The sequence below is a fragment of the Streptomyces sp. ActVer genome (assembly GCF_027270795.1).
GTDB lineage: Bacteria > Actinomycetota > Actinomycetes > Streptomycetales > Streptomycetaceae > Streptomyces > Streptomyces umbrinus_A.
Window position 1 is genome coordinate 1 of sequence record NZ_JAPWHT010000338.1, and the last position, 11,465, is coordinate 11,465.

General features: G+C 70.4%; 10 protein-coding genes and 3 pseudogenes. 2 read left to right on the plus strand and 11 right to left on the minus strand.

What is annotated here, in order from left to right; translation table 11 throughout:
• Together O3Q52_RS38075 and O3Q52_RS38080 are read right to left on the minus strand one after the other, a co-directional pair.
• Positions 1-731: pseudogene (locus O3Q52_RS38075) on the minus strand (hypothetical protein); the annotation flags it as partial.
• A gap of 61 nt (positions 732-792) precedes the next feature.
• On the minus strand, positions 793-1,293 hold the full coding sequence (locus O3Q52_RS38080; protein ID WP_269653174.1) for a tetratricopeptide repeat protein: 501 nt from the start codon (positions 1,291-1,293) through the stop codon (positions 793-795).
• Between the two features lie 395 nt (positions 1,294-1,688).
• Here O3Q52_RS38080 and O3Q52_RS38085 point away from each other — a divergent pair, with 395 nt between their 5' ends.
• A complete protein-coding gene (locus O3Q52_RS38085; RefSeq protein ID WP_269653167.1) occupies positions 1,689-2,144 on the plus strand; it encodes a hypothetical protein in 456 nt (151 codons plus the stop codon).
• A gap of 86 nt (positions 2,145-2,230) precedes the next feature.
• Here the strand turns inward: O3Q52_RS38085 and O3Q52_RS38090 are convergent, their stop codons facing one another.
• From O3Q52_RS38090 to O3Q52_RS38125, 8 genes and pseudogenes are all read right to left on the minus strand, one after another.
• The gene (locus O3Q52_RS38090; RefSeq protein WP_269653168.1) at positions 2,231-3,790 is read right to left on the minus strand and encodes a DUF1996 domain-containing protein; all 1,560 of its coding nucleotides are present in this window, start codon (positions 3,788-3,790) and stop codon (positions 2,231-2,233) included.
• 282 nt (positions 3,791-4,072) lie between these two features.
• Entirely contained in the window at positions 4,073-4,726 is a 654-nt protein-coding gene (locus tag O3Q52_RS38095; RefSeq protein ID WP_269653169.1) for a response regulator transcription factor, read from the minus strand.
• Positions 4,714-6,008: pseudogene (locus tag O3Q52_RS38100) on the minus strand (sensor histidine kinase); the annotation flags it as partial. The pseudogene O3Q52_RS38100 and the gene O3Q52_RS38095, both read right to left, overlap by 13 nt.
• Before the next feature lie 85 nt (positions 6,009-6,093).
• On the minus strand, positions 6,094-7,122 hold the full coding sequence (locus O3Q52_RS38105; protein ID WP_269653170.1) for an SDR family oxidoreductase: 1,029 nt from the start codon (positions 7,120-7,122) through the stop codon (positions 6,094-6,096).
• Between the two features lie 127 nt (positions 7,123-7,249).
• Entirely contained in the window at positions 7,250-7,846 is a 597-nt protein-coding gene (locus O3Q52_RS38110) for a winged helix-turn-helix domain-containing protein (protein WP_269653171.1), read from the minus strand.
• 79 nt (positions 7,847-7,925) lie between these two features.
• On the minus strand, positions 7,926-8,075 hold the full coding sequence (locus O3Q52_RS38115) for a hypothetical protein (protein WP_269653176.1): 150 nt from the start codon (positions 8,073-8,075) through the stop codon (positions 7,926-7,928).
• Positions 8,076-8,324: 249 nt separating this feature from the next.
• Complete coding sequence (gene glnII / locus O3Q52_RS38120; protein WP_269653172.1) at positions 8,325-9,362, minus strand: glutamine synthetase; 1,038 nt, start codon at positions 9,360-9,362, stop codon at positions 8,325-8,327.
• Between the two features lie 344 nt (positions 9,363-9,706).
• Positions 9,707-10,144, minus strand: coding sequence for a MarR family transcriptional regulator (locus tag O3Q52_RS38125; protein ID WP_269653175.1), 438 nt, complete (start codon positions 10,142-10,144; stop codon positions 9,707-9,709).
• Positions 10,145-10,239: 95 nt separating this feature from the next.
• Between O3Q52_RS38125 and O3Q52_RS38130 the strand changes: the two genes are divergently transcribed.
• Positions 10,240-11,097, plus strand: coding sequence for an alpha/beta fold hydrolase (locus O3Q52_RS38130; protein WP_269653173.1), 858 nt, complete (start codon positions 10,240-10,242; stop codon positions 11,095-11,097).
• A 41-nt stretch (positions 11,098-11,138) separates the two neighbouring features.
• Here the strand turns inward: O3Q52_RS38130 and O3Q52_RS38135 are convergent.
• Positions 11,139-11,465, minus strand: a pseudogene (locus tag O3Q52_RS38135) (hypothetical protein); the annotation flags it as partial.

The following is an 11,465-nucleotide window of genomic DNA, read 5'->3' on the forward strand; positions in this document are numbered from 1 at the left end:
TCCAGTACGTCGACGACCCCGAACCGGTCGGCGGCCGCGGCGAGCGCCGCCTTCATGTGCTGGCGGCGGCGCATCAGGTCCGGCGGCCGGGCCTGCAGCGAGCACGGGTCGAACTCGGGGGACCTCAGCAGCCCGTACTTCGCCTCGATCTCGTCGGCCTCGTCAAGCGCGTCGGCCGGGTCCTCCTCGCCCGCCGCGGCCAGCACCCCGCGTACGTCCGCGTCGGACAGCCGCTCCAGACCGCGCAGGACGTAGGCGGCCCGGGCCGGGGCGGACAGGGCCGACAGCCGCTGGTCCAGGGCGAGTTCGTCGGCGCCGCCCGAGCGAGGGAAGAGCCGCAGGCCCCACACCTGGGGGAGCAGCGGCGGCAGTTGCGCCCGCTTCGGCCAGGCCCTGAACGTCAGCGGGCGGCCGGCCTCCAGCGCCGTACGCAGCACCCGCAGGCGTACGTACGCGTATCCGGGATCGGCGTGGCGGCTCTCGGCGGGCTTCTGGGCGGGGAGGACCGAGGCGTCGCCGGACGTCCGGCCGCGGGGCAGCGCGCGCTGGGTGAGGGCGTGCGCGGTGAGCACTCGGCGGTTGCGGCCGAGGCTCGGCGGCAGCACCAGATAGGCGAGCCGGACGAGCCGCGGATAGTGCTCGACGAGCGCGGCCTCGGCCTGCTCGACGTCGACGACCGGTCCGGGTCGGGGTTCTGGTGCGGGGCGCGGGGCGACATCCTGTGACTGCACGTTCAGCAAAACGAGCGAATCCGTGGTTGGTCACCTGGACTGCCCCGAGTCCGTGGGGGAGTTACGCCTCCGGCTCCACGAGCAGACGGGCGTAGTTCGCCATCGACCGCTGGTATCGCGGCAGATGAGCGGCCAGGGCGCCCAGGGCGAGCGCGAGCCCCTCGCGCTCGCGGCCCAGGCTCGCCAGGCACAGCGCGAGTGTGGCGCGTACGGCGTCGTCCAACTCGTCTGAGGGCGCGACGACTTCCGGCGTCAGCAGCTTGACGCCCTCCTCAGGCTGTCCGATGTTCCGCAGCGAGCTGGAGAGCTGGATCTTCGCACGCCGGCCGCGGTAGCCGTCGAGCCCGCGCGCCAGCGCCTCCCGGTACAGCGGCACGGCCCGGTCCGAGTGGCCCGTCGAGTCCCAGGCGCAGGCCCGCTCGAACGGGCCGACCGGGCTGTCGGCGGGCAGTTCGGCGACCAGCGCGTCGATCACCGCGCGGAAGTCGGCCGCCTGCGCCTCGGCGTAGTCGTCGAAGGCGGCCCAGGCGGCCGTCACACGCTCGTCCCAGTCGGCATCGATAGTGGTCACGGGCCCACCCTCGCACAGGCGTGCCCGCGAACGACATCGGCTTTACGCACCCATCGACAGCCCTTGTGCGATGGCGGAGAGCCGCCGATGTGGCGCCCGTCACTGTGGTGCGTCCCGTGATGCCGTAGACACGGAGGCGGTCACCCGTGCCTTCGTTCCCGACGGACTCCGACGAGACCGAGGGGAACTGTTCCGTATGTTCGGGCAGCCGATTGAGCGCCGGGCGTGCGGGAGCCGTATCCGAAGGCAGAGCCTCTACCGGGGCTCTCAGTGGCGTGGGCCGGAACCGAACCGTCCGAGGGACGGTTCCGAGGCCGATGGCACCGGCTGGTGCGCACGGAGCCGGCACGTTCACGTCGCCGGAACGGACCCGGAGGTACGTACGAATGCGTTTGACGAGGAAGAGGCTCGCGGTCGGTACGGCCGGGGCGGTCACGGCACTGCTGGCGGTGACCGGCTGCGGCTCCGAGGGCAGCGCGGAGAAGAAGGTCCCCGAGACCGCGAGCGGGAGCCTGGAGCAGATCGCGAGCGAGGCGGGCTGCAAGCCGGACATGCAGACGGACGCGGACACGATCCGGCAGGCCATCTGCAAGAGCACCGACGGCAAGTACGTCCTCGCGACCTTCGCCACCGACCGCGGTCAGCGTGAGTGGCTGAACGGGGCGAAGGACTACGGCGGCTACTACCTCGTCGGCCGCAAGTGGGTCGCTGTCGGCGAGAAGAAGATGGTCACGGCGCTGCGCGGCCAGCTCGGCGGGATCATGGAGGAGGGGTCCGAGCACATGAACATGGATGATCACGGCAGCGGGGCGAGCGACATGCCCTCCAGCCACAAAAGCTGACCGCGGGTTCCGGGGAGTTCCGGGGCAGGAGAAAGCCGGCGGTGGGAAATCCCACCGCCGGCTTTCTCCTGCTTACCGCCTACGTGCTACTGGCAGTCCTGGCCGCTGTTGATGCAGTCGACCACCTCTTTCATCGTGTTCTCGTCGAAGAAGTTGATGAAGTCGTTGTGGTCGGTGATCGGCTTGTGCAGCTGGTCCGGGAAGGAGTCCACCGCGAATGGGTTCTGGACCTGCCCGTTCTCGATCGTCGGCGCCGGAACGTCGTAGACCAGACGGACCTGCAGCTGGGGGATGGCCTGGAAACCGTTGCCACAGGTGCCGTCCTGCTGGACGTACGACACGTGCGTGCGGTGGTTGGCCGAGTCGATGTTCTGACCGTCCCAGCAGCTCTGGAAGTTGGACGTCCGCACCACGGAGCTGCCCTCGGGGCAGATCGGGTACTTGTCCGTCAGCTGACGGTCCTCGAAGCCGGTGCAGCTCCAGTTGGTGTTGGCGTTGGCGAGGCCGTTCACGAAGGCCTTGGCGTCACCGGTGATGATGCGCAGGGCCGTCGGCATCGCGACGACATCGCTCTTCTGGTTGCCGACGAACTTCAGCTGAGCCTCGCTGGCCTGGAGGATCGTGCCGACGTTGCCGTCCTGACCGCCACCGGGCGCGTTCGCGTCGATGTCGTCCTTACCGTCCTGCACACGCAGCACCGGCCAGAAGTACGACGACTTGTCGCCCTGGTTCTGGCAGCTGGTGTCCGCCTGCGCCAGGTCCTGGTCGCTCGCGAACGCGTTGTTGCTCTGGTTGCCCACGTAGTCGTGCTGGTGCTGCGCACCGTTGCTGACACCGGGAGCGACGATCACGTTGTCCGAGTTGCGGAGCTCGTTCTCGTTCGTGCCACAGTTCGTGGTGAACGAGCCAGTCGAACCGGAGTCCCCGTTCGCGGGAAGACCGTTCGGACCGACGCCCTTGGCGCCACCGGTCGGCTGGACCTGGGTGATGTCCTGGAAGTCGGCGGCCACCGGGCCGTTGCCGTCCTGGCCACCGTTGCCCTGGTCCTGACCGTTGCCCTGGTCCTGACCCTGGTCCTGACCGTTGCCCTGGTCCTGACCCTGATCCTGGCCGTTGCCCTGGCCCTGGCCCTGGTCCTGACCGTCGCCGCCCTGGCCTTCGCCGGCGGCGGGCTGGTCGGCCGGCACGCCCTCACAGCCTGCGAGCTGGTCGGCTCCCCTCGGAGCCTTGCCGCCCGCGCGATTGATGTTGATGTTGATTCGGTCGATTGTGGCCGTCCGCTTGGACTTCAGCGGACTGAGGATGGCGTTGTTGACGTAGCCGGAGTCCCCCGCCTGGGCCTGGCGCGTGTCGGCGAGGCGCTTGTAGGCCTCGGTGACCTGCTGGTCGAGCTTCGCCAGCTCCTTGTCGACGCCGGCTCGTGCGCCCCTCGGTACGTCGGTCAGCTGCTGGCCGACGTCCGGACATTTGATCGTCGCCACTCCGGCGGCCGTCGTCTGCGCGTTCTGCGTCGAGTTCTTGCCCTCGCCCGCAGAAGCGTAGATGTTGGCCGCCAGCAGACCGCCGCCACCCAGCGCGAGAGCCGCCGATGCGGCTATCGCCCGGTTGGCGAGCGTGGAGCGGCGTTTACGGTTTGTGCGTCCCATGGAACTCCTCTGGCTTCCTTGCGGGGGCATTGAGGCGCCCGACAGGAGGTGAAGCGGCTCCGTTCAATACGGAGGGGGTTCCTGAGGTGTTCAGTGGTCCAAGAAATTGGTGAGAGTTCGGTGACGCAATCCCGGCGCAAGGGGCCCAGAAGCACCTGAAACAACGGCAGTTGTGCGGGGATCATTGAATATCATTCAGCGAAAGCGGAACGTCGGACCCGCCTCCTGGCGGATCTCCGTACGACCGCTGCCGATCTTTCTCGGTCCTCTTTCGGGACCCTTTCAGCGGTCCTGGTCCAAATAGGCGAGAACGGCCAGGACGCGACGGTTGTCGTCGTCCGAGACCTCAAGACCCAGCTTCGCGAAGATGTTGGACGTGTGCTTGGCGATCGCCCGCTCCGTGACCACCAGTTGGCCCGCGATCGCCGCATTCGACCTGCCCTGTGCCATCAGTTCCAAAACCTCCAGCTCGCGCGGAGTCACCCGGCCCAGCGGCCGGTCGTCCGCCTGTCGCCGCGTCAGCAACTGCTGGATGACCTGCGGATCCATCGCCGTACCGCCCGCCGCGACCCGACGTACGGCGTCGATGAACTGCTCGGCGTCGAACACCCGGTCCTTGAGCAGATAGCCGACCCCGCCGGCCCCGTCGGCGAGCAACTCGCGCGCGTACAACTGCTCCACGTGCTGCGAGAGGACCAGCACCGGCAGCCCGGGTCTCGCCCGCCGGGCCGCCAGCGCGCACTGCAGCCCCTCGTCCGTGTGCGAGGGCGGCAGACGTACGTCGACGACGGCGATGTCCGGGTTCAACTCGGCCAGCACCCTGGTGAGTTCGGGCCCGGTCTCGACGGCCGCGGCGATCTCGAAGTCGTACGCCTCCAGCAGCCGGACCAGTCCGTCGCGCAGCAGGAACAGGTCTTCGGCCAGGACAACTCGCAAGGGATCTCCATGGTCACCATGGTGGGGCGCCCGCGGGACTGCTGACGGCCAGGACGGCGTCGAATGTACCCAGTCGCCGCTCGACTCCGGAGAGTCCCGAACCCGCGCCGATCGAGGCGCCCCCGCCGTCGTCGGTGACGGCGATCCGCAGCATCCCGCCGTGCTCGCGGGAGTGGTGGATGTCGACCCAGATCCGGTCCGCCCCCGAGTGCTTGACGGCGTTGGTGAGCACCTCACTGACGGCGAAGTACGCGGCGGCCTCCACCGGTTCGCCCGCCCGGCCCGGCAACTCCACGTCCACCTCCGTGCTGATCGGCAGCCGCAGCGCCAACGCCCGTACGGCGTCGCCGAGTCCGCGCTCCGCGAGCACGGGCGGGTGGATACCGCGTACGAGGTCACGCAGTTCGGTGAGCGCCTCGGCGGAGGACCTGCGGGCCTGCGCGAGCAGCTGCCTGGCCTTCGCCGGGTCCTTCTCGATCAGGGCCTCGATGGTGCCGAGATCCATGCCCATCGCGACCAGCCGGGCCTGCGCCCCGTCGTGCAGGTCCCGTTCGATACGGCGCAGTTCGGCCGCCGAGGTGTCGACGGCGTCGCGCCGGGTCTCGGTGAGCACACGGACGCGCTCGGCCAGCTCGCCCTGGCCGGACCCGAGGACGGACCGGGTCAGCAGGAAGTGGACCCGCAGCAGCAGGGGAGCGGTGTAGACACCCGTGACGAGCAGGGCCGCTCCCAGCGCGGCCGCGGCGAGGGCGCTGAGCTGCCCGCTGATGGGCACGAACCCGTACCACCAGCCGACGCGCGTGCCGTCCGTGAAGACCTGCCACAACCCGGCGCCGAGCGCGAACCCCTCGAAGGGGTAGGTGAGCAGCGCGGCGGGCAGCAGCGCCGTGACGAAACCCGCGATCATGTCGACCGGCAGCCACATCAGGTCCCGCCAGGTCGCCGGATCGCCGAGCAGCAGGAAGCACCGCGCCCAGGGGTTCGCGTCCTTCGGGACCGGCCGGTACGCGGGCGGGATCCGCACCCCGCACCACTGGGCCGCCACCAGCCGCCGCCAGTTCGCGAAGCCGCGTACGCCCGCGAGCACCCACGGTGTCGTGACGATGCCGATGCCCAGGGGTACGAGGACGATCGACACGACGGACAGGACGAAGAGGGTGATCGACCCGGCCAGCGCGACAATGGCCAGCACCAGGGCCCGCGCCCCGGTGAGCGCGGTGGTACGCAGCCTGCCGCCGACGGTGCTGCTGTCCCCGTTCGTGTTGTCCCCGTTCGTGTTCATGCCCCCAGTCTCGCCGAGCCCGCCGCCGCGGTCACGGGGCCGAACCACCCGGCGGGGGTGGTGCCAACGCCACCCCCCGCGGCGTTCAGTCACCCAGGACCTTGGCCTCCACCGAGGGGTCGAGCCCGACCACCGGCCGGTCCGGGCGCTGGGGAGCGGTGCCTCCTATGCCCTGGAGCCAGCTCCAGGTGTCGGCCACCGTCTCGGCGACCGGCCGGCACCGCAGCCCGTCCCGCACCGCCCTGGACACGTCCGCCCGGTGCATCGCGTCGTGCGACTCCGAGCCGGGCGGCACCCACACCGGCAGTTGGATCCACGGCTCGATCCCGGCCGCGAGAACCACCTCGGGATCGGTCCACCGAAGCTCGGCCGGACCTCCCGAGTCCGGACCGCCTGCGGCCGTGCCTCCCGCGACCTGGACGCACGCGTCGAGCAGCGCCCTCATGGTCGCGTGCCCCGACGGACTGATGACGTTGTACGCCCCTTCCGCCCCCGCCTCCACCGCCCCGAGGGTCCACTCGGCCAGATCGCGGACGTCGACGTACTGGAGCGGGAGTTCACGGGGACCGGGCGCGAGGACGGGCCCGCCGCGCGCCACCCGGTCGAGCCACCACGGCAGGCGCCCGATGTTCTCGTACGGGCCGAGGATCAGGCCGGCTCGTACGAGAAGAGCCCGCTCCGCGCCGAATGGCTCCAGCACGGCCAGTTCGCCGCCCCGCTTGTCGCGCGCGTAGTCGGTGTGTTCCCCGTCCGGGGAAGCGCCCTCCACCACCGGGCTGTCCTCGTCGTACCCCGCCGCGGGCGGCCAGGCGTACACGGAACAGCTCGACACGTACACGTACCGCCGGGCGCGGTTCGCCAGCAGCCGCGCCGCGTCCCGGACGACCCGCGGGGCCGCGGACCAGGTGTCGACGACGACGTCCCACTGCTCCTCGGTCCCGGCCAGGGCCGCGAGTCCGTCGGGCGCGGTGCGGTCGCCGTGCAGGGACCGCACCCCCGCCGGAGGTTCGTGGCGTCCCCGGTGGAAGACGGTCACGTCCCAGCCGCGGGCGAGCGCCGCTTCCACGACGGCCCGGCCCACGAACTCCGTACCACCCAGCATCAGAAGTCTCATACGGGTGACTCTGCCCGGCGGCCTCGCGCGACGGAACGCGAATCTGCCGACAGGCGAACCGTTCCGCCGACGGACGAATCCGCGAGCGGCACGGGTACCGGTGCCGGTGCCGGTACCGGTCCGGGATTCAGCTCGCGGTCGGCGGCGTGTACTTGTACCCCACGCGCCGCACCGTCCGGATCGCCTCCCGGTGCTCCGCCCCGAGCTTGCGGCGCAGCCGGGCGATGTGGACGTCCACGGTCCGGCCGTCGCCCACGTGCCCGTAGCCCCACACCGTGGTGACCAGCTGGTCGCGGCTGTGCACGCGGTGCGGATGCGCCACGAGATGCGCGAGCAGCTCGAACTCCAGATACGTGAGATCCAGCGGCCGCCCGCCGACCTCGGCCGTGCGCTGCACGGTGTCGACGCGTACGAGGGAGTCGTCGCCCTCGCCCTGCGACTCCGCCGGGACCGCGTCCGGCACGGCGACCGGCAGGAGCGACGGCTGGTCGGCCGGTACGAGGACCAGGTACCCGATCATCGGCGGCCGGCCCGGCAGCGTGGGCAGGGTGTGCGGGGGAGCGGGCAGCCAGGTGGCGCCCGGCGGGAGAAGGGCCGTGACGTCGACCACCTCGTCCCGGTCGACCGCACGCAGTCGAGGGCGGGCCGAGCCCGTGGAAGGGGCCGGAGAGGCGGCCGCGGAGGGGGCGGTGGCAACGGACGAGAAGGAACGGGTGTTCGCCATGAGAGGTCAGCTCTTTCGCGCGAGAGGTCGTCGGAGGACGTACGTCGTGCGCGCTGGCCGAAGGCCGGGATGTACGGCTTTAGAGGGCCCGCGCGTTCACCGCGCGACAACACACCCGGTCGAAGTCGTGATGCTGCCGGGAAGGCCAGAAGGGCTCAAGATCACGACGCCCCGTCGCGATGAACTCCTGGAAGCCGGTCATGCCCTCATTGAAGCAGAGACCTGCCACCACAGCAGCCTCCTCTCACAGGCCGGACACTTCGTCGTCACGTCCTGAGGCCGCCGACCTTTCAGCTGCCTCGGGGCTACTCACCCAGGGGCGCGGGGCTGTGTCGATTTGCGGCTCCGCCGCGGGGCGCGACAAGCCCCCACGCACCCGCACCCGCACCCGCCCACGCCCTCGATGCCACCCCTGACAGAACGCGGAAGGGGCGCCCACCGCAAAGGTGGGCGCCCCTTCCGACGAACAACAGCCGAATCAGACCTGCCCAGCCTTCTCAAGGGCGGAGCAGCACGTGTCGACGATCAGCCGAGTCACCAGGTACGGGTCGACGTTGGCGTTGGGCCGCCGGTCCTCGATGTACCCCTTGCCGTCCTTCTCGACCTGCCACGGGATCCGCACCGAGGCGCCACGGTTGGACACACCGTAGGAGTACTCGTTCCACGGGGCGGTCTCGTGCAGACCGGTCAGCCGGTCGTCGATCCCGGCGCCGTAGTTCTTGACGTGGTCGAGCGGCTTCGAGCCCTCGCCCAGCGACTCGCACGCGGTGATGATCGCGTCGTAACCCTCGCGCATCGCCTTGGTGGAGAAGTTGGTGTGCGCCCCCGCGCCGTTCCAGTCGCCCTTCACCGGCTTCGGGTCCAGCGTCGCGGAGACGTCGAAGTCCTCGGCGGTGCGGTAGAGGAGCCAGCGGGCCACCCACAGCTGGTCGGCGACCTCCAGCGGCGAGACCGGGCCGACCTGGAACTCCCACTGGCCGGGCATGACCTCGGCGTTGATGCCGGAGATGGCGAGACCGGCCTTGAGACAGTTGTCCAGGTGCGCCTCGACGATGTCACGGCCGAAGATCTCGTCCGAGCCGACACCGCAGTAGTAGCCGCCCTGCGCGGCCGGGAAGCCGCCCTCGGGGAAGCCGAGCGGGCGCGAGCCCTTGAAGAAGGTGTACTCCTGCTCGATGCCGAAGATCGGCTCCTGCGCGGCGAACTTCTCCGCGACCTCGGTGAGCGCGGCACGGGTGTTGGACTCGTGCGGCGTCATGTCGATGTTGAGGACCTCGCACATGACGAGCACGTCGTCGCCGCCGCGGATCGGGTCCGGGAAGACGGCGACCGGCTTGAGCACGCGGTCGGAGGCGTGACCCTCGGCCTGGTTCGTGGAGGACCCGTCGAAGCCCCAGATCGGCAGCTCGGCACCCTTGGCTGTTTTTTCGGAGTCCGCCAGTATCTTCGTCTTCGAACGGAGCTTGGCCGTCGGCTCGGTGCCGTCGATCCAGATGTACTCAGCCTTGAAGGTCACGGGCCACATCCTTCGGGGTGGGTCTCTCAGCGCAATGCGGGTGCTGCGGCGCTGCGGCACCGGGGCGCCGCGGGGATGCCGGGAAGCCTGTCAACAGGCGATTTCCCGATCATTGCTCGAATGTGAACCCCGTGTTACCTGGTGCCTCTGTGCTGCGACTCACTCGCTGAGAGCGTTCGCGCGCCGCGTACCCGCCTCCCGAACAGCGGATTCCGTACGACGCCCGCCCTGCTCCGGGCCCTCGCCCCGGCCCTCGTATGCGATGGGTTTCGCCCGCGCGGCCGGACGGGCCGCCGGACGGGTCACGCGGGCAAACGACCACCGGGCTCGGCCGCAGGGCCGGATCACGCGTCCGGCTCCGCGCCCGAAGCCGCCTCCCGTACGCCCGTCAGGAAGCCCCGGATCGCGGCCAGTTCACGCTCGTCGTACCCCCGGAGCAGCTCCACGGACCGGCCGATGAGCGGGCCGAAGAAGGCCTGGCCCAGTTCGGCCGCCCGCTTCTCCACCTCGACGAGCACCCGGCGCCGGTCGCGCCCGTCCCGTACCCGCCGCGCGTGCCCCAGCCGTTCGAGCCGGTCGACGACGGCGGTGGTCCCCGCCGAGTTGAGCCCGAGCAGGTCGCCCAGCCGTCCCGCCGTCATCTCGGTCCCGTCCCTGCGGGCGTCCATGAGGCAGATCAGTGCCCTGACATCCGTGGCGTGCATGCTGTTCTCGTTCGCGAACCGGGCGCTGTGCAGGCCGAGTTCGACGGTGACCGCGCGCAGGAGATGGATGATCTCCATCTCGGGTCCCTGGTCCTTCACGCGGCGTCCCCGTCTATCATCTCGATGAGTGAGTATCTCGTTCAGCGAGATAATAGAGGGAGGGGAAGCGGAGCATGAACTTCTGCGTGGCGTACGACAAGGTCATGGCCAAGTGGCCCGCCGACCGGGAGGAGATCAGCGTCCGCACCGCCTTCGGCGAGACGGTCGTCAACGTCTGCGGTCCGCGCGACGGCATCCCGCTCCTCCTGTTACCGGGCGGAGGCGGCGCCACCTCGGCCTCCTGGTTCGCCAACGCGGCCGAACTCGCCCGTACGCACCGGGTCCACGCCGTCGACCTCATCGGCGAACCGGGCCGCAGCGTACGCGATGCCGAGAGCCCCCTGCGCACCGTCGAAGACCTCACCGCGTGGCTCGACGAACTCATCGGCGCGCTTCTGCACGACATGGGCGCCGACCCGGCAGCCCGGATCCAGCTGGGCGGGCACTCGTACGGCGGCTGGATCGCCCTGCAGTACGCGCTGTACGTGCCGGAGCGGGTGAGCCGTCTGTTCCTCCTCGACCCGACGAAGTGCTTCTCCGGGTTCAAGACGGCTTACCTGCTGCGCGCCGGGTCGATGATGCTGCGGCGCTCGCCCCGCCGGCTGCGCGCCTTCCTGGAGTGGGAGACCGGGGGAGTCCCGCTCGACCACGACTGGCTGCGGCTTCAGGAGGAGGCCGGCACCTTCCCGCTCGTACGGCCGGTGACGGGCCCGGACCCCGAGCCGGAGACCCTGCGCGCGCTCGAACTGCCGGTCCTGGTCCTGCTGGCGGAGAGGAGCAGGGCTCATGACGCGCGACGGGTGGCGGCTCGCGCCGCCACCCTGTTGCCGCGCGCGGAGGTGACCGTCCTGCCGGACGTGTCGCACCACGCGCTGCCTCACGCGGACCCCGCCGAGCTGAACCGCAGGCTGACCGGCTTCCTGGCAGCCTGAACCGTCACTGCGGCGAGGTCCCACCGACGGAGGCCGTCCCGTCAGCCCACCTTCTCGATGAGGGCCCTGCGGATCAGGAACTTGCCGGGCTCGCGGACCTGCTCGAACGCCGCGTTGTTCAGGAGCGCACAGCTGCCGGAGGCCGCAGTGACCTCCACGGTCGTGGACTTGTTGTTGTCCAGGTTCGTGACCTTCAGCTTCGTACCGGCCGGGAACTGGTTGCTGGACGCCGCGGGGGCGCCGTCCTCGCCGGAGAGGGTGACGGTGGAGCCGTTGCAGACCTGCTGGCCGCCGACAGCGTTGTCACCGCCCGCGTCACCGGCAGCGGGCGGGGCAGCGCTCTGCGAGGGCTGCTCGGCGGGGTCGGC